Below are 18,955 nucleotides of genomic sequence, written 5' to 3' on the forward strand. Positions count from 1 at the left end.
AATAGCTACTGCAAAAAACCAATCTGGTAAGCTCCCCAAATTTATGCCTCCTTACTAATTCGCATCACGAATCGTTCAAAATTTTGTGATGTGAACCCTTCAACTTCTTCCATTGTATAGCTTTCTAATAATTCTCTTACTATATTTTGTGTTTTGGATGCATCCTCCAAACCTAATACAAATTCACTAATCCCATCAAAGTCAGAACCTAAACCTATTAGGTGCTTACCACCAAGAGAAAAGATATGCTCAATATGTTTTACCAGGTCCTGTATCTCTACTGACTGTTTTGTATCATCTATGAATGGTGGATAATATACAACATGGATAGGACTATTTTTAGCGATTAATGCTTTAATCTGATTGTCGGTTAAGTTTCTTGCAGATCCGCATAGAGCCTTTGCATTGGAATGGCTTGCCATCAGCCATTTTGCTTTAGGAAGAACATCCCAAAAAGATTGTTCACTCAAATGAGACACATCAACAATTATATTTTGCTCGTTCAACAAAGAGACGACCTCTTCTCCAAATGGCGTTAACCCAGTACCAGATTCTTCTGAAGACCCATCTGCTACTTTGTTTGCTCCATTCCAAGTAAGACCGACTAATTTCACTCCATGAGAAAGTAATAGCTTCAGCTTATGCATATCTCCATCTATCATATCAAGCCCTTCCAGTGATAAGACGGCTCCAATTTGTCCTTTTTTTAGTGATCCAAGTTGCTCCCATTCATATATAGGGATAATATTGTCATCCTTCCCCACAATTACCGTGTGGAAAAACTCAATCTGACGAATTGCCTCCAAGAATAACTGTTCTTTAGGAAAACCTTCTGAAACAAATACAGCGAACACTTGAAGTGCTATTTCTCCAGTCTCCAATGCTTTTTTACTTGCTTGAAGTTTTGGAGAATTGTCAAATGAAATAGTATTCTCCGCCTTCGCTAATTTGTAAAGTACATCACAGTGTAAATCATAAACTTTCATCTTATCCTCCTAAAATCTTGTCCGGTTCTAGAATCACTCCGGTGCTTCTTCACCAAATGCCAACCATTCGTCCTTTGACGGTCCATACACTCCCGGAACCGGTAATCCGGCTTGTCGCATAAGTATCGTCATCTGCCCACGGTGATGTATTTGATGATAGATTAAGGTTTGCAATACGGTCGCAACTGTCCATAGTTCTCCGTACATATCTTTTTCTTCTAAAAGGCTTTCATCCGTCCATTGTTCTTTCATGGCCTTAACAATAGAATCACTAGACTGTTTATAGGATTCCACCATTTCTTTCGTCTTTAATGGCTGAGTAGCTTCATGTGGTGTTGCGGAAAATTGCAATCCAGTTCTCCCTATCATTTCATCTATACTTGTAACGAGATGCCATGCAAGTTTACCAAGGGTGCGACCTTCTTCTGACACTCTTTGCTGTAATGACTCATCTGTCAATGCTTCTAAAATTTTAAGAGTTGAATCACTTTCGTGCTGCCAATCAGTTAAAAAATCTTCTAGGTTTCTAATCATGTTCATTCCTCCAAATTGTATTATGTCATTAATTTCGTCATTTGTTTTAAATAATCCTGCTATCAACAAAATACCTTTCGAATAGATATTGCTGACCAGTTCTGATATAGTAAAGAATAGACAATAAGAGGACGTGAGCGAATGATTAAAATTGAATTACCTAAACCAACAGTAACCATCACACAACGTGAACAAGTACTAAAAGAAGGCGAAATAGAAATTCCAGCAATTCATGGATTTATCGACTTTCATCAAATCCCTCGTGATAAAGGTGGCATTTTCTTTTTCTACAATAAGAATGATGAACTTTTATTCGTTGGTAAAGCTCGTAAAATTAGACAACGTATTAAAAAACACTTTGAAGACAATGTCTCACCGATGATTAAACATCGTGATGAAGTGTACAAAATCAGCGTTTGTATTGTTGAAGAGGCAATGGATCGTGAAATTTACGAAACATATGCAATCAACACACAAAAAGCAAAATATAATATCGACAAAGCATTTTTTAGATAAGATGAAATCCCATGCTCTCCTAAAAGAGGACATGGGATTTTTTTATTTTACTTCTTCAAAAATACTTGTACTGTGCTTTGGTTGTACACGTGCTTTTGGATCTATGAATGCTTTAATATGGCTGATAGCAATTGGAACCTCTCCAAATCCTACTGCTATCAATTTTACTTTCCCAGCATGCGTACATACATCACCAGCAGCATATATTCCTTCTACACTTGTTTCCATTTTTTCATTGACTACAACTGAGTTTTTCTCCATTTCCAGACCCCATTCCTTTAAAGGTCCAAGAGAGGCAACGTTTCCGTAGTTCACTAAAATATGGTCTACTGCGATTCTTTCTTCTGTTTTATCTTTACCGACAATCACGACTTCTTGAATTTTTTCACCATCACCTATTACTTCTTTTATTCCATATGGTGTTTTTATCTTTACAGCAGAGTTTTGAAGCTGTTGAATGGTCATTTCATGGGCTGTAAACTGCTCTTTTCGATGACAAATGGTCACGTTCGAAGCAACATCCTCTAACATTAAGGACCAGTCGAGTGCAGAATCTCCTCCACCTAATACAAGTACATCTGAATTTCTGAAATCCTCCAAACTTTTTACTTTATAATGAAGTTTTTTCCCTTCATAATCAGTAGCTCCTGGAACATTTAACTTACGCGGTTGAAAGGAGCCAATCCCAGAAGTAAGTAGAATTGTTTTGGAATAATGCACATTCTTATCCGTTGTTAGCGCAAAATAATCCGGCAGTTTCTCGAGCGATATTGCTGTTTCCTCTAAGCAAATGGTCGGATTACTATAGGCAGCCTGCTCTTCTAAATTCGCTACTAAATCTTTTGCTAAAATTTTCGGAAGACCACCAATATCATAAATATATTTATCAGGATAGAGCTCCATCAATTGTCCGCCTAGCTGTGGAAGGCTATCGATAATCTTCACTTTTAAATCACGTAATCCTCCATAAAACGAAGCGAACAGCCCTGTTGGACCACCACCAATAATCGTCACATCGTATAATTCACTATCCATACCATTTCACCTCATACTATTTATATCTATATTATCTGATGCACAACATACAATGATACATTGTTACAGGAAACGATTTCGTATTTCAGGAGATGGAATCATACAGCTATCTTTTTTCCCAAACCATGCATAACGATTTTTTGCTATAAATTTATATACCACATCACGAATAGACTTAGGAATTACTCTTAGCATATATAAAAAGCTCCAAAGCCCATTTAAATGTTTGCTAATATGGAGTGCAGCATCCGATGAGTTATACACCTTATGTTGGTCAATAACTAATATACTATCCAAAGTGTCATGTACAGCATATTGACGTTTGAGCGTTAACCCGATATCACTTTGCTGTGCTGCAAACTGGAAGTAGCCTTTGGGATCTCGTTTAATAATAAACTGCACACTTGCATCACAAAAATTGCATTCTCCATCAAACAAAATGATAGCTGGCATAGGATCCACTCCTTTCCCCTAGTGTACTATAATCACTTCTGAAAAGCGCTTAATCAGTTTTCTAATTATTTTATCTTTTTAGTTGAATGAACTTATTATTTCACTCTTAAAACAAAAAAGATGCCCTAAAGTCCATAAGAACTTATCGGACATCCCTTATTCATTGTTTGTCTTGTGGTGTATCAGAAGAACCAACTTCTTCTAGTACCTCAAAGCTGTTGGAATAATCACGAAGTCTATCGTCTTCATCTTCCACCGGCTGATCTGTAGTAGAATTTAAGAGCGATTCTTCTACCGGACGAATATCTTCATTGACCTCTTGATGAGCATGTTCTACACATGTCAGTGCAGTAGGAACAGCTTGTAAACGAGCAAGCGGAATTTCTTCCCCACATTCTGCACATTTTCCGTATGTACCGTCCTTAATAGCCGCCAACGCTTTTTCAATATCTTCCATTTCCTCATCAAAATGTCTATTTAATGCTAGACGAGTATGCTTATCAGTTAAATCCGTCGCATTATCCGCAGGATGATTGTCATAGTTGGATAACTCAGTAGTTTCAAACTCTTCTTCATTTTGTTTTTGGTGTTCTAACTCTTCAAAACGCTTTTCTAATGTATTTTTTAATTTATCGTATTTTGTCATTTAAATTCCTCCTTGGGTTACTTAAGGATTACCCAAAAATCAGCGAAATAAAACAACTTGCACATCTCTGTTTAATATAACTAAATACGAATATAACTGCATACGATGATGAACTAAGTGATTCATGATTTGAAGGAACCACTCTCCAGTACGATACTCACTCCCCCAATAGGTTGTAAATTCCTTCGAGAGTGTGTCTTCCGTAAGTTGCTCTATATGCTTCATAACCCTTTGAATACCTTCCAAAAATTGTTCTTTAGCTGCCTGTATATTGACTGGTTTACTTTCTTCATAATATAGTTGCATTTGATCTGCGTTATATCCTTTGCAAATAAGTAAATCTGCCTGAGGAATTTGTGCAATGTGCATACAAACCTCCCAAACAGACATTTTATTTTCAATAGGATGTTTAGAAAGTACCTTTTCGTCTATATAATCAAATAACTGGGTTATTGTATCTGAGATATAAGCTAATTGGTTTATCATAGAGGGAATCATTTTATCTCACCTTCCATTCAGAGTGTTTTAGTATGGTATTTTTTTGTTTTTCCAGTATGATTAATATTAAGGGAGTGGTTGTTAATGGGTATACATAAATTTTTTATGAGCATGAACGATTTAGAAAGAATTATCCGATGTCCTGGACGTTTTAAATTTGAAGAGCATAATGTAGCCGCTCATTCATGGAAAGTTTCTCAATACGCTATGTTTTTTGCAACACTTGAAGAGAATAATGGCGCAACGATTAATTGGAAATCACTTTACGAAAAAACGATCAATCATGACTTCGCAGAAATTTTTATTGGCGACATTAAAACACCAGTTAAGCATGCATCTCCTGAGCTTAAACAAATGCTAACTCATGTAGAAGAAAAGATGATGGAGAAATTCATATTGGATGAGATTCCAAAAGAATTTCAACCTGTATTTTTTGACCGAATGAAAGAAGGAAAAGACGATACTATTGAGGGCCGTTTACTTGAGTTAGCTGATAAATTGGATCAAGTATATGAAGCTTTTGCTGAATTACAACGTGGAAATACCGATATTGAATTTGTGAATATGTATGAAACAGCTTTAAGAAAGATTCTTCATATCCCATTAGAAACTAGTATAAACTATTTTAAAGAAGTTATTATGCAAGAAATTATGAAAGAGCAATCCGTCATTGATGTGAAATCTATTACCGTACAATTACTAGTAGAATAAATTTTTTCCAATTCTGTGCGATATATTGTATAATTACTGTATAATATTGTTGAATTATTAAGATAATTGAAAGGGGGGAATCGTTTTATGCCTATTCCAGTAAATCACACTAAACCTGTTCGTACAACCGCTAAGCTACATGCTTTCAACCAGCTACAACAGTGGATTATCGACGGTACTTTACAACCAGATGAGAAGTTAAACGATATCGAACTTGCACAAGCTTTAGGGGTAAGTAGAACGCCAATTCGAGAATCCTTACAACTTTTGGAGTCTCAAGGCTTTGTAACGATGCAACCAGGGAGAGCAACCCAAGTCACACCAGTAGAAAAAGAGGATATTAATAATCTCTTGCCACCATTAGCAGTATTGCAAGCGCTTGCAGCAGAGCTTGCGAGTCCTAATATGGATGAAGAAGTTCTTAGTCTATTAGAAGACAAGAATAGAGAATTCTCCGAGGCTCTACAAGCAAAGGAATTTACTACAGCCCTAAGAGTAGATGAAGAATTTCATCAACTCATTGTTGATACTGCCAATAATCCATACATACATTCCATGGTAGAAATGCTTCAAGCACATGTACGTAGACTGTTTTATTATGAAAAAATTGTCTTACGAGAATATTCTGTTGAGCAACACCAGAATCTAATTCGTGCATTCCGCGAAAAAAACACCAAGGAACTAGCAGAAGTAATGCGCGCAAATTGGATCTATACAATCGAAGAATTTTAAAAAAGAAGAAAAGTAGACTAAGAGGAATGGAACTGCCAATCCGATGATCCATAAACACCTTAAGTAAATGACGGATAGTATCTCCCTTTTTTACATAAATGACATCGTCAATCATCACAATCTTGACCTGAGGCATATCATCACATCCATTCTCCATTGTTTCATTACGAGAAGTTAAACTTTACAAGGTAAAGCTTTTGCCTGCCCACAAGAAAATACTTATTTGGATAAAATAAATCTAATTATCATAAGCCGTTGATTCATTGGGTTAGGGTCTATTGTTGAGAATTTCAATTTCTTAACAGTACCCATACAGTAGAATAGTAAGAAAAGCGTTGCAGGGGGCATACTTTATTAGATGTAATTATCCTTTTTGTATATTATAATATATAAGTTGGTTTGTTTATTATTATTTTATCCACTATAATATGAAAAAAAATTATTTTACTTTATATTTTCCCATGATATTGCAAAGGGTGGCTTAAAATGAATTTAGAAACTGAGGATCCAAAACAAGTTGTTTTACAAGTAGGAGCAGTACTAAAAAAACTTCGTAAAGAAAAGCGTTTAAGTCTTGAAGATTTATCAGAATTATCGGGTGTGAGTAAGCTTACGCTAGGAAATATAGAACGCGGAGAAACAAATCCAACAATAGGGATGTTATGGAAAATCTCAAAAAGCTTATCCATACCACTTATGGCTTTATTCTCAACTGAAAATAATGTGAATCTGTCTCGGGCCGGGGAAGGGCTAAGAATTGTTGGGGACGGAAATAACTGGGCAATTGAGCCAATTTTTCAAAATACAAATAATGATATGGAAATGTACCGTGCTTATTTACAGCCAAATAGCTCCTACCATCCGGAAAAACATCATCATAATACAACTGAACTTGCAACTATCATGTCCGGAACAATTACAATTAATGTTAATAATGAGTCATATATCTTGAATCAATATGATTCGATTAGTTTTTCTACAGATGGCACACATTCATATGCTAATCATACCAACGATGTTGTTGTTCTCCATATCATATTGAAATACGGAATCTAAATTTCTTTTCTCCTAGCTTATCCTGATACAGGGAATGCTTCAATCCACCTAATGGATTGGGGCATTTTTTTACTTTGTTTAAAACAGTTCTCTATTTAAGGATAGACAAACTCAAATAAATATATTATAGTATTCATTACTTAGTTAATGATATATTATAATATACCGAATATGGTTTGTTATGATAATATTGTTCTTTCTTATATCATTCATCTTTACAGTAAATCATAATGAACAAACTACAATATATGAGTTTTTCAAAAAGCTAGGAGGAAATAGGATGAGTTCAATGGACCAAGAAATTAAAAAGGAGAATAAAGGAGCCATTTCAACTGTTGGCAAATCTGCCGTTTGGATAATGATTGTTGGTATTGTATTTATTGCTGCTAACTTACGGGCCCCTTTGACCTCAGTAGGACCAATAGTTGGTCTTATCAAGGATGATATGAATATTTCAAATACACTGGCAGGAATGGTTACCACGCTGCCATTATTAGCTTTTGCGCTTCTTTCACCTATTGTACCTAAATTGGGACAAAAACTTGGGGTGGAACGAATTATTTTTGGTTCCATTGTCTTTCTGACTGTTGGTATTATTATACGTTCCCTTTCAGGGGTTGTTGCTTTATATATCGGTACGGCTGTTCTTGGTTTGGCTATCTCCGTCGGTAATGTATTGTTACCTGGCCTGATCAAACGTGAATTTCCTGAACGCATTGGCTTAATGACGGGTGTGTATTCCATTTCTATGAATTTATTTGGAGCAATAGCGTCTGGTTTAAGTGTTCCTATTGCTCTTGGAATGGGATTTGGCTGGAAAGGTGCATTGGGAATTTGGGGCGTTTTAAGCTTTATATCTATTTTATTTTGGTTACCACAGATGAAACATCGTAACGGGAAAAGGGATACCATTCATAATAAAACGGCTGACAGTCATGTGAATTTGTGGGGTTCGGCACTAGCGTGGCAAGTAACCCTGTTTATGGGACTGCAATCCATGATCTTTTATGTACTTGTTGCATGGCTGCCAGAAATTCTTAAGCAGCAGGGATTGAATTCGAGTCAGTCTGGCTTGATGCTTTCCGTTATGCTGTTAGCTCTTCTTCCTTTTACTTTCATCGTCCCGGTCATTGCAGGACGCATGTCCGGTCAACGTTCGTTAGTGACTATTACATCGATTTTACTTTTAATCGGGACGTTTGGGTTACTATACGGTAGCTCGAAATTAATCGTTTTGTGGATCATCGCTCTAGGCATAGGAGGAGGCTTCGCATTTAGCCTATCCATGATGTTTTTTGGCTTACGCACAAGGAATGCGCAACAGGCTGCGGAATTATCCGGTATGGCCCAATCGATTGGATACCTGCTTGCGGCTGTTGGCCCAACCCTATTTGGTTTTATACATGATGCAACTAATAGCTGGACGATTCCACTTTTAATACTAGTTGGTGCATCGATCCTACTCTTTATATTTGGTCTTGGTGCAGCCAGAGAGCGATATATAGGTCCTGCCCAACAGTAAAACATATAATTTTGGAATGAAAGGATAATGAATATGTTTAATAAAATTCTTGTCGCTATAGATGAATCCGATATGAATAGCAAAGTACTAGAAGCAACGTTGAATATTACCAATAACGAGAAATCTAATGTAACACTAGTGAATGTTAGTAAGGAAAATGTAACAACGGGTTTAACCTATGTCCCAGAGGATTATCTGGAGGAAGTATTGAATGAATTGGAAAAGTCGAGTATAAGAATACTGGAAATGGCCAAAACCAAACTAATATCTGCTGGGGGAATGTCCATAAAAACAATCCATCTTAAAGGAGACCCTTCCCATCAAATTTTAGAATATGCCAAAGAACATGAACAGGAACTTATTATCATTGGCAGCCGTGGACTTAGTGGAATGAAGGAATTAATGCTTGGTAGTGTCAGCCATAAGGTCGCTCAGTTATCAAAATGTCCCGCCTTAATTGTACATTGATGAAAAAATGATTAGATAATTTCTATCTAGGAGATCCCCTAGATTCAAAGTAGAATTGTTTTCGGGAGCTATTCCTCCATTAAAGTACCTATTCGCAATATAAGGTTAGCCAGGTTATCACTGGCTGACAAGTATACGAGTTTGTATCTTCAGGTAAAAAAAACTGAAAAAATTCAACATTTAATAGATACTCACAAATAATCAAAAAACTATAATTTTGGTAATACCAAAAGAGAGAAAAGACCAATTAATCGGCCTTTTAGCTTTATGAAAAACCTAACACTCGAAGAGTTTTCACAAACTGCTGTTGAATATTTGGGATGTACTCGATAAAGCTGGGTGCGGATGCAGTGTAGACTACGGAACTTGCACAATTGATGTGTGACGTTAGCATAAAATTTCTTTATGGAAATTTTATGCTTGAATCAAGAGATTTCCCTAGTTTAACTCAATAATTTAAAATGAAATAGCACGCTTTATTAAGGACTATGAGTAAAGTTGTCTTGCATCTTTTCCATATATTCGCTAATATAAAAGTAATTCAATAACAGACCGAATGGGAATACCCCACACTTACATGAACACACGTCTTTGGCGTGTATGTTTTCGTGTATAGTGTGGGGTTTTTTCGTTTTATTGGAAAAGCTTCCATTAAATTTAGGAGGAAGATACATGCAAAGGAAAATTAGAGGTGTGTTTACAGCTACGGCAGTGTTTTTGTTTAGTGTAATAGTAGGGACGAAGAAAACATTAGCAGGCCCAGCAAGTATTAAAGATGCATTCGAAAAAGTAGGTATTAAGGAAATAGGTGTGCTTTCAGGGTTCGACGAAGTTCTTAATGTAATCTTTATAGCTTTTATAGCTGCAGGAGCATTTTGGAGCATAATTTGGCTAGCTATTGCTAAAATAAAATTGTCTGCTGTTAATGGAAATATTCAAAAACGTAACCAAGGTATAGGAGCCTTATTTATGGTGCTATGTGGTTTATACTTAATCTATAAACTATTTGACATTGTAAGTTTTCCGACCGGAAAATGAAGGTAGAAATTCGAGATTATCATAAGTAAAGGTTGATACGTCTAGTGAACAAAAGAATTAATAGTTATTTTATCAAACGGTATTAAATATCATTTACAATATGTTATAATAATTGCAAACGCGAAGCACGCATATCTCTTAGAGATATGCGTGCTTTTTTTGCTATAGGAGGAATTTTATTGAAAAAACCAATCATTTGTCTAGCCTGTCTATTTCTTGTAGGCTGCCAAAACTTCACTGCTCCTGATTACTCTAAAAGCAACCCAGAAAGCTATTATTATTAACAGTGCAAAAATAATAATAAAATAGTTAGGAGAAATCATATGAAAATAACTCAGCAATGGAATCAAGAGGACAGTGATTATATTCGGAAAAAGGTAATTGAACACAATCTCGGGAAACTACCAGAGGAAGTTAAACACCCTATCAAAAATATTAGTTTTATACTTAGAAATGAAGACGAGTTAATATTAGGAGGTATCACAGGTACAATTTTTTGGTATCACTTACATATAGATTTCTTATGGGTTGATGAATCTTTAAGAGGAAATGGATATGGCAAACAGTTATTAGATAATATAGAGCAAATAGCAAGAGAGAATAATTGTAACCTCATTCAACTGGATACATTTAGTTTTCAAGCCCCAAATTTCTATCAAAAGTACGGTTATGATGTAATTGGCGTAATAGAAGATCACCCTAACAAGAACAATCAGCAGTATTACCTCGTAAAAAAAATTAATTATTAAGACATATAGAGCAAGAATGTCCAGCAGAGTATAAACAGTGGCTTGAATAATAAAAAAGGTGACCATGTAAGAGTTGTTTTCACAACCTCCATGGTCACCTTTTAATTACACTGACTTTATGTCCGTTTTTTCAAATCTCGCAATGATTCCTGTCACTAGCGTTACTATTACGAAAGGCATTAACCATCCTAAACCTACACTATAAAACGGCAATACGTTCTCATAAAAACTTACGATTGGCTTTAGCCAGCTAAAATACTCAATTTCTAACGATCCACAAAGAGCTTTTAATCCATCCACAATACTTATTAAGAACGTTACGAACATTACACTAACGTAAACTATTCTTGCGTGATTAAACAATGGTGATAAGAAGGTTAAGAATATCAATACAATCGCTAATGGGTATAATAACATTAATACTGGAATGGAATATGTAATAATATTAGACAATCCAAAGTTTGCAATGATACATGTGAATACACTAAAGAAAATGACAAATGCTTTATAACTAATCTTTGGCATTAACGTGTGGAAGTACTCACCACATGCAGTAGTTAAACCAATACTCGTCGTTAGACACGCCAAGAAAATGATAACAGATAGAAGAATTGCTCCAAATGATCCGAAATAATGCCCCGATGCAGCACTTAATACAGGTCCCCCATTGTCAAATAGACCAAATAGGTTCACACTAGTCGCGCCTAAGTAAGCAATCCCAGCATAAATTATACCTAAAAACAAGATTGCTATCCCACCTGATTTCGCTGTAGCAACTAGAATTCCTTTAGTAGATGTTACTCCCATGGAACGAATTGCTTGAATAACGATAATACCAAATACTAAGGATGCCAATGCATCCATCGTATTATAACCTTCCGTAAATCCAGTCATAAAAGCATTCGTTACATAGTTACCTTGCGGTTCTTGAAAATCACCCATTGGCTTAATAATTACAAAGAGTAATAAGAAAAATAATCCTATTATAATTCCGGGAGAAAGGTATTTCCCAACATTATCTACAATTTTAGATGGATTCAATGATAGCAATAACGTGATTCCGAAGAAAACAATTGTAAATACTAACAAACCAAGTTGTGCATAGTCTTGATTCATAAATGGCAGAATTCCAATTTCAAATGAAACGGCTCCTGTTCTTGGTAAAGCAAAAAATGGTCCTATTGTTAAGTAAAGCACAGAAGTAAAGATTACCGCAAAGACAGGATGTACTCTACTAGAAAGCTCTTGTAAATTTTTACTACCTGAGAATCCCATCGCAAGAGTACCTAAAAACGGCAACCCAATTCCTGTTAGTAAAAAACCAATGACCGCTATCCAAACTTGTGTCCCTGCATTTTGTCCTAAACTCGCTGGAAAGATTAAATTCCCAGCACCAAAAAATAATGCAAATAGCATAACTCCAATCACTAAATGATTAGAGAATGATAATTTAGTCTTCATTTTGTTGTTCCTCCTGTGATTTAAGAAATAATCATTTCTTGTGTTTTCTAGATGTTAGTATGAATGCTATACAAATGATTTTTTCTAACCACGCCCGTATGCAATATATCAAAGTTGATAATACTATGGAAATCAGCAGAATGCAATATATTAGACGAAATTAATTGAACATTTCTTTTATTTTCACAAATAGATTTAGTTAAATTGTCATATTTCCAACTAATATTTTTAGTCTTCAAGCGCCTTATCCTTTAAGGATACCCATATTCCATCCCATTAATGAGTCTATCTTCCTAGCAAAAGTTTAACAAAAATTTCCTTCTTAAATAACTAGAACTTATACATTAAACCCTTAAACATTAATCCAATATCTCCTTTTATATAAAGCTAAGAAAATCATAAGTGGCTTTCAAGTGCAAAATCTGTTTTATTTTGTTTTCAGGCGCTCTATAGCTAATCGATACTATAGATACTATCTTTACTAGAAGAAATTCAGGAGATATGACATTCTAAAAGATTCTTGTTAACAGATCCATTTCCTCTACGTTGTATGCTATCCACTGTGTTTCCCTATCGTTCAAAGCACCCTACCTTTGTTATTGATTTGAAGTGGAAGGCGGCTTGACCCTCGCTTAGTTAGAAAGAATCTGTCTGGAACGGAATTCAGCGATATTGTTTAACAGATCCCCTTTAAGTAAAAAAGCTATACAATCGGAGAACTCTCCAATCGTATAGCTTTTTTTATTATTTATCTTCTGGAAATAATACTTCCTTTAAAGCATCATCTGAGGAATTTTCAGTAAGTTCGACTCTCGAGCGATACGCTGCTCGCGTTAACAAGTGGCCTGCGACAGGGGCAGTCAAGAATACAAATAATATACCTAGTATAAGACGTACGCTTATAAAATTTTCACTTACCCAAAAATATATAAAGGCTCCAGATAGGGACAACAGTACTGCTACGGTTGAGCTTTTTGTAGCGGCGTGTGAGCGTGTATAAACATCTGGAAGACGGATGATCCCGAAGGCACTAATCACACTCATAACACTTCCTAAAAAAATGATAACAACAGCAACGAGCTCAATCATCTGACTTATGCTCAATAATAGCCCCCCTTTCAATATACTTGGAAATGGCAATTGTACTGATAAAAGCAAGTATACCAAGTATAAGAATAGCTTCTAAAAATGCCTTTGTTTTTAAGACAATCGAAATAATAGCAATCATTGATATGAGATTTACACCAATCATGTCTAAAGCTACTGCTCGATCCGGCATAGAAGGACCTTTAATGATACGAAAAAGAGCAATTGCAATAGATATAGCAAATAATGTTAGGGAAACCAACAGTATTTTTTCAATCATTAGCGGGTCACCTCCATAATTGCTTTCTCAAATTTAGTAATGGATCGCAATACATCTGCTTTAGACTGTTCTATATCCATCGCATGGATATAAAACATATCCCCTTCTGGGTTTACTTCCATCACGACTGAACCAGGAGTCAACGTTAACAACATTGCTAGAGTCGTAATTTCCCAGTCTCCTTTTAGCTCTGTTTTATAAGTGAAAATTCCAGGCTTTAGGTCCCAACGTGGATTTAATATTTGTTTACTTATAAGTAGACTCGACTGAGCTAATTCTGATATAAATATGAAAATTAACTTAATAAGGGAGAATAATCTTCTCAAATAAAACTGAGTTCCAAAAAAGCGATGCATTAAGAAAATTATGAAGATCCCTACGATGAAGCCACTAAAAAATGTCGTCATCTTTAGTTCATCTTCGTCCTGTAATGTTGTCCACAAAAATGCGATAAATAGGTTTAGTAAAAACTGTGCTGGCATATTCTCACCTCTCCCATCACTTATTTCCTCCCATTACTGCATCAATATACACCGATGGATTAGAAAGAGTATGAGCTGCGTCCGTAACATAGTCGGATATAAACTCTGCTCCAAGTCCTAATGAAACCGTTGCAATTCCCAACAAAACAATTGGTATAATCATTCCCATTTTCATAGGTTTTTCTTCTTCAAAACTAATAATAGTTTCCCCAAATATAGTATTTAAGAAAATCCGAAGAAGCGAATATAGCACAACAATACTGGAGATAAAAGCCAATGCTAGTAATACGTAAGAACCTGATTCTATAGCACCTTGTCCAACTAATATTTTCCCTACAAATCCACTTAACGGTGGGATACCTGCCAATGAACAGGTGACCAGGAAGAACATCCATCCAAATAGAGGATAATTTCTAATTAGTCCACTCATTTCATCTATTTTTGATTTACCAGTTAAGTAAATCATCGTACCAGCTAGTAAAAATAACATAGCTTTTGCAAACATGTCATGAATTAAGTAGTATATAGAACCAGCAATAGACGTTTCAGTTCCAACAGCCAGACCGATTAATATAAAGCCAACAGCTATTACGACATTATAAGAAACGATTAACCGAATATCCTTAAAAGCAATGGCCCCCATACATCCGACAATTAGCGTGATTCCCGCCATTATCCCGATTAATGTGTGGGATATTAGTAGCTCGTGGTAGAATATGAGCGTAAATGTCCGGAAAAGTGCATATATTCCAACCTTTGTTAGTAAAGCACCAAATAATGCGGCAACCGCAGTTGGTGGCACAGAATAGGATCCAGGAAGCCAATAGAATAGCAACAATCCGGCTTTTAAACTAAATACTATTAAAAACAAAATACTTATTGTGGTGAGTAAAGGTCCTTGTCCTTCCTCCGCTACTCTTTCTGAAATATGAGCCATATTTAAAGTACCTACAGTACCATACAAATAGGCAAGTGCTACTAAGAAGAACCAAGAAGCAAGAATATTAATGACAACGTATTTTATCGCTTCTCTCAGTTGGGGCTTGGTCCCCCCTAACGTGACTAATACATAAGAGGCTAATAACATTACTTCAAAACAGACAAACAGGTTAAATAGATCTCCCGTCAAAAAAGACCCATTAACTCCCGCAACTAAAAATAACACAAAAGGGTAGAAGTACATTTTCTCATGTCTTTCTCCAATCGAAGAAAATGCATGAATTAGACAGATAGCAGTAACTAAACTTGCCGTAAGGACAAGTAACATCGCAAAGGAATCTGCGACAAACAGAATTCCGAATGGAGGCTCCCATCCTCCGAAGTCCAATCGTATAATCCCATCTGTCTGAACTCTATTTAAAATAATTACGCTTATCCCCGCTATACCAATCATTGTTATTAAGCTAATGGCACGCTGTAACTTCACATATGGTCGTAAAAATACCAATACAATACCAACCATAATAGGAAGGATCAACGGTAAAACAATTAAATTATTCATCTTTTGCCCCTCTCAATTCATCGAGATCATCCGTACCAACATCCTGATAAGTACGGTAGGCTAGTACAAGTATGAAAGCTGTTACTGCGAAGCTAATCACGATAGCAGTTAATATTAGTGCTTGTGGTAGTGCATCTGTATAAGGTGCATCTGCTTCCTTTAATAAAGGAACATTCCCTTGCTTTAAGTTCCCCATTGTTAATATGAGCAAATGTACTGCATGTGAAAATACAGCAGTTCCTAAAATTATTCGAATTATATTTCTAGAGAGGATTAGATACGTGGCAACAGCAACTAAAATCCCTATTAACATGATGATCAATGTTTCCATTCGTTATCCACCATCCTCACTAATGCTTAAAATAATCGTTACTAGTACACCTACAACCGTTAAGGCTACACCCGCTTCAAATATAGTCACCGTCGTTAGTTCTGTTAACCCGAAAACCGGCAAATCAAAATAGGCAAATGTTTGAGACATAAATGGAACGCCAAACAAAATGGATCCAAAGCCTGTGGATGTAGCTAATAATACGCCAAGCGCTGCAACATATTTAAAATCTAGCGGAAGACTCTTTTTGACCGTTTCAATATCTGTAGACAAATATAGCAATACAATTGCACTTGCCAGAACTAATCCACCGATAAATCCCCCACCGGGTGTATTATGACCCGAAAGAAATAAATACACACCAAATGTCAAAATGATAAATACAACAATCCTACTAATTGTTCGGAGTATGACATCATTGATCTTCAATGTTTTCATCCTCCTTTTTTGCTCTTAGCTTAATCATCGAGTACACACCTAAACCAGCTATAAATAGTACGACCACCTCAAGCATCGTATCAAAACCGCGGAAATCTCCCAAGATAGCATTTACAATATTTGCTCCTCCAGCTAGTTCATAAGCATCTTCAAAGTAACTAGAAATAGTTTCGAATTGAGTGAAATCTACTACTGATAATCCAACTAAAACAACTACTAATCCGACCATAATCGATATTATTCCATTGACTACTTTTGTTCGTGTTGGAAGCTTTTCCTTTTTCCAATCCGGTAAATGAGAAAAAGCTAATAGGAATAATGCAGTGGTTACAGATTCTACGACTAACTGGGTTAAGGCTAAATCTGGAGCCCGGAAAATGACAAAAAAGATAGCAATTGAGTAGCCTAACACTCCATTCAACAATGTCGCTGTCATGCGTGACTTCGCAAATAGCATGGATAACGCTGCAACCGCCATAATAGCAACTAAACACACTTCATAAACTCTGAAAGGTGCATTTGTTGAAATATCAAACGAAAACGCTCTCGAATAGAACAAGTATCCACCTACAGCCAATACAAAGAATACAAAAATATATATTAAATAATGTCGTAATAGTCCGTTCATATAGCGATTAGTAACTATATTGGATTTGCTAACCGAGGACGCCAATAAATTATTATAAAGTGCATTCAATGTGAAGCGAGAAGAAAACAATCCATAGATTGGTTTCCACAATTTAAGGAATTTAAATAGAATAGCACCTACTAAAATAACCCCTATAGTCATGAGCAATTCAGGTTTTACTCCATGCCAAGCCGAAATTTTTGGAGTTAAATCCGCCGTATCTCCGAAATTTGGATAAATACTACTCATTGCTGGTTGTAATATATATTGACCTAATAGATTTGGAAAGAAGAATATACCCACAACTAAAGCTGCAAGAATCATTGGAGCTATTAACATTCCAATAGGAGCTTCATGAATAGGTTTATCCAATTTTTCAGGCTGTGGTTTGCCAAGAAATGCTTTAAAAACGATAATCATACAGTAAATAAATGTAAAGACACTAGCGATCCAAGCTATAACTGGAAAGACAATTCCGAACGAGGGTAAAGAAAAAATATCTACTTCCATAATATGAACAGTCGCTGCAAAGAACATTTCCTTACTTAGAAATCCATTGAACGGTGGTAAACCGGCCATCGATAAACTTCCTATTAAAGCGACGGTAAATGTAAATGGCATGAATGTCATTAATCCACCAAGTCTTCGAACGTCCCTTGTTCCTAACTCGTGATCGAGAATTCCAACGACCATAAACAATGCACCTTTAAAGGTTGAATGATTAATCAAGTGAAATAAAGCAGCAAATGTTGCTTGAGTATACATAACTGAGTCAGCTGAATAGCCAAATTGCAATGCTATCGATCCTAAACCAAGCAAGCTCATGATAAGCCCTAGCTGACTAATAGTCGAAAAAGCCAGTAATGCTTTCAAATCTGTTTGTCGAACAGCATTAAAGGAACCCCAAAATAGAGTAATCATACCAACTATACTTACCACCCAAAACCAAACTTCATCAGCACCAAAAACTGGCGTGAAACGCGCCACCAAATAAATACCTGCCTTCACCATCGTCGCTGAGTGTAAATAAGCACTAACAGGGGTTGGTGCCTCCATAGCGTCTGGTAGCCAAATATGGAAAGGAAATTGTGCTGACTTCGTAAATGCTCCGAGCAATATTAAAATCATCGCAGGTATAAACAAAGCGTGGTCACTAAACTCACTTATACTTGCAATTATTTCTCGAATACTGAAAGAACCAGTCATCGTATGCAACATGATAAAGCCAACTAACATAGCAATTCCACCACTTACAGTGATTAGCATAGCTTTTTGTGCACCGTGTCTGGAGGCTTGACGATGATTCCAAAAGGCGATTAACAGGAATGAAGAAACACTCGTTAATTCCCAAAAAACATATAACACCATTAAATTATCAGAGAAAACAACTCCAAGCATGGCACCCATAAATAATAATAAATAACAATAAAAATGCTGCAAGGATTCTTTAGATGAAAGATAAAAAATGGAATATAAAATAACTAAACTTCCAACGCCTGTGATTAATAGAGCAAAGATCATACTTAGACCATCTAAATATGTTGTGAAGTTAAAATCTAATGTGGGAATCCATTCGTATGTATGGACATAAGTTTTACCACTTGCTACCGAGGGAATTAGCCTAGCAAGTAAGACAAACAAAACAATAGGTACAATTAACACAAACCAACCGAGGTGAGTCTTGTTAAATCGCCTGTATGAAAAAGGCAAGAGTGCAGCTGCAATAAATGGGATTAATATCACTAAATTTATGGAGAACAAATTTTAACCTCCTATTGGTTAAGTAAGAATTAGGATTGGGTAG

22 protein-coding genes are annotated in these 18,955 nt (G+C 35.9%); 8 read left to right on the plus strand and 14 right to left on the minus strand.

Going from position 1 to position 18,955, the window contains the following annotated elements:
- Positions 1-41: 41 nt before the first annotated feature.
- Both KD050_RS08765 and KD050_RS08770 read right to left on the minus strand, forming a co-directional pair.
- A complete protein-coding gene (locus tag KD050_RS08765; RefSeq protein WP_211895788.1) occupies positions 42-986 on the minus strand; it encodes a dipeptidase in 945 nt (314 codons plus the stop codon).
- Between the two features lie 33 nt (positions 987-1,019).
- On the minus strand, positions 1,020-1,520 hold the full coding sequence (locus KD050_RS08770) for a DinB family protein (protein ID WP_211895789.1): 501 nt from the start codon (positions 1,518-1,520) through the stop codon (positions 1,020-1,022).
- Between the two features lie 141 nt (positions 1,521-1,661).
- Here KD050_RS08770 and KD050_RS08775 point away from each other — a divergent pair, with 141 nt between their 5' ends.
- Positions 1,662-2,036 carry a nucleotide excision repair endonuclease gene (locus KD050_RS08775; RefSeq protein ID WP_090566171.1) on the plus strand — a complete coding sequence of 125 codons (375 nt, stop codon included), beginning with the start codon at positions 1,662-1,664 and terminating at the stop codon, positions 2,034-2,036.
- A 42-nt stretch (positions 2,037-2,078) separates the two neighbouring features.
- On the opposite strand, the gene KD050_RS08780 is transcribed toward KD050_RS08775, so the two are convergent.
- The 4 genes from KD050_RS08780 to KD050_RS08795 form a co-directional block, all read right to left on the minus strand.
- A complete protein-coding gene (locus KD050_RS08780; protein ID WP_211895790.1) occupies positions 2,079-3,071 on the minus strand; it encodes an NAD(P)/FAD-dependent oxidoreductase in 993 nt (330 codons plus the stop codon).
- 63 nt (positions 3,072-3,134) lie between these two features.
- Positions 3,135-3,524 carry a thiol-disulfide oxidoreductase DCC family protein gene (locus KD050_RS08785; RefSeq protein WP_211895791.1) on the minus strand — a complete coding sequence of 130 codons (390 nt, stop codon included), beginning with the start codon at positions 3,522-3,524 and terminating at the stop codon, positions 3,135-3,137.
- A gap of 160 nt (positions 3,525-3,684) precedes the next feature.
- Positions 3,685-4,170 (minus strand): TraR/DksA C4-type zinc finger protein, encoded by a 486-nt coding sequence (locus KD050_RS08790; protein WP_211895792.1) that lies wholly within the window; start codon positions 4,168-4,170, stop codon positions 3,685-3,687.
- A 39-nt stretch (positions 4,171-4,209) separates the two neighbouring features.
- Positions 4,210-4,668 carry a DinB family protein gene (locus tag KD050_RS08795; RefSeq protein WP_211895793.1) on the minus strand — a complete coding sequence of 153 codons (459 nt, stop codon included), beginning with the start codon at positions 4,666-4,668 and terminating at the stop codon, positions 4,210-4,212.
- Between the two features lie 84 nt (positions 4,669-4,752).
- Between KD050_RS08795 and KD050_RS08800 the strand changes: the two genes are divergently transcribed.
- From KD050_RS08800 to KD050_RS08830, 7 genes are all read left to right on the plus strand, one after another.
- Positions 4,753-5,379 carry a YfbR-like 5'-deoxynucleotidase gene (locus KD050_RS08800; RefSeq protein WP_211895794.1) on the plus strand — a complete coding sequence of 209 codons (627 nt, stop codon included), beginning with the start codon at positions 4,753-4,755 and terminating at the stop codon, positions 5,377-5,379.
- A gap of 87 nt (positions 5,380-5,466) precedes the next feature.
- Positions 5,467-6,111 carry a GntR family transcriptional regulator gene (locus tag KD050_RS08805; protein WP_211895795.1) on the plus strand — a complete coding sequence of 215 codons (645 nt, stop codon included), beginning with the start codon at positions 5,467-5,469 and terminating at the stop codon, positions 6,109-6,111.
- A 486-nt stretch (positions 6,112-6,597) separates the two neighbouring features.
- The gene (locus KD050_RS08810; RefSeq protein ID WP_211895796.1) at positions 6,598-7,167 is read left to right on the plus strand and encodes a helix-turn-helix domain-containing protein; all 570 of its coding nucleotides are present in this window, start codon (positions 6,598-6,600) and stop codon (positions 7,165-7,167) included.
- A 280-nt stretch (positions 7,168-7,447) separates the two neighbouring features.
- Positions 7,448-8,689 carry a CynX/NimT family MFS transporter gene (locus tag KD050_RS08815; protein ID WP_211895797.1) on the plus strand — a complete coding sequence of 414 codons (1,242 nt, stop codon included), beginning with the start codon at positions 7,448-7,450 and terminating at the stop codon, positions 8,687-8,689.
- Between the two features lie 33 nt (positions 8,690-8,722).
- Positions 8,723-9,157 (plus strand): universal stress protein, encoded by a 435-nt coding sequence (locus tag KD050_RS08820; protein ID WP_211895798.1) that lies wholly within the window; start codon positions 8,723-8,725, stop codon positions 9,155-9,157.
- Positions 9,158-9,829: 672 nt separating this feature from the next.
- A complete protein-coding gene (locus tag KD050_RS08825; protein WP_211895799.1) occupies positions 9,830-10,195 on the plus strand; it encodes a hypothetical protein in 366 nt (121 codons plus the stop codon).
- 305 nt (positions 10,196-10,500) lie between these two features.
- A complete protein-coding gene (locus KD050_RS08830) occupies positions 10,501-10,944 on the plus strand; it encodes a GNAT family N-acetyltransferase (RefSeq protein ID WP_370627225.1) in 444 nt (147 codons plus the stop codon).
- A gap of 105 nt (positions 10,945-11,049) precedes the next feature.
- Here KD050_RS08830 and brnQ read toward each other — a convergent pair whose 3' ends face one another.
- The 8 genes from brnQ to KD050_RS08870 form a co-directional block, all read right to left on the minus strand.
- Positions 11,050-12,405, minus strand: a complete 1,356-nt coding sequence (brnQ, locus tag KD050_RS08835) for a branched-chain amino acid transport system II carrier protein (protein WP_211895801.1) — start codon at positions 12,403-12,405, stop codon at positions 11,050-11,052.
- 744 nt (positions 12,406-13,149) lie between these two features.
- Positions 13,150-13,494: a Na+/H+ antiporter subunit G gene (locus KD050_RS08840; protein ID WP_370627226.1), complete on the minus strand. Its 345-nt coding sequence runs from the start codon at positions 13,492-13,494 to the stop codon at positions 13,150-13,152.
- The gene (locus KD050_RS08845) at positions 13,487-13,771 is read right to left on the minus strand and encodes a Na(+)/H(+) antiporter subunit F1 (RefSeq protein WP_211895803.1); all 285 of its coding nucleotides are present in this window, start codon (positions 13,769-13,771) and stop codon (positions 13,487-13,489) included. The genes KD050_RS08840 and KD050_RS08845 overlap by 8 nt, the downstream gene beginning before the upstream one ends.
- Positions 13,771-14,253 carry a Na+/H+ antiporter subunit E gene (locus KD050_RS08850; protein ID WP_211895804.1) on the minus strand — a complete coding sequence of 161 codons (483 nt, stop codon included), beginning with the start codon at positions 14,251-14,253 and terminating at the stop codon, positions 13,771-13,773. The genes KD050_RS08845 and KD050_RS08850 overlap by 1 nt, the downstream gene beginning before the upstream one ends.
- A 16-nt stretch (positions 14,254-14,269) precedes the next feature.
- Positions 14,270-15,754 carry a Na+/H+ antiporter subunit D gene (locus KD050_RS08855; protein ID WP_211895805.1) on the minus strand — a complete coding sequence of 495 codons (1,485 nt, stop codon included), beginning with the start codon at positions 15,752-15,754 and terminating at the stop codon, positions 14,270-14,272.
- Positions 15,747-16,085 (minus strand): Na(+)/H(+) antiporter subunit C, encoded by a 339-nt coding sequence (locus KD050_RS08860; protein ID WP_211895806.1) that lies wholly within the window; start codon positions 16,083-16,085, stop codon positions 15,747-15,749. The genes KD050_RS08855 and KD050_RS08860 overlap by 8 nt, the downstream gene beginning before the upstream one ends.
- A gap of 3 nt (positions 16,086-16,088) precedes the next feature.
- A complete protein-coding gene (locus KD050_RS08865; RefSeq protein ID WP_211895807.1) occupies positions 16,089-16,514 on the minus strand; it encodes a Na(+)/H(+) antiporter subunit B in 426 nt (141 codons plus the stop codon).
- Positions 16,501-18,912, minus strand: coding sequence for a Na+/H+ antiporter subunit A (locus KD050_RS08870; RefSeq protein ID WP_211895808.1), 2,412 nt, complete (start codon positions 18,910-18,912; stop codon positions 16,501-16,503). The genes KD050_RS08865 and KD050_RS08870 overlap by 14 nt, the downstream gene beginning before the upstream one ends.
- Positions 18,913-18,955: the final 43 nt, after the last annotated feature.

Source organism: Psychrobacillus sp. INOP01 (assembly GCF_018140925.1).
Lineage (GTDB): Bacteria > Bacillota > Bacilli > Bacillales_A > Planococcaceae > Psychrobacillus.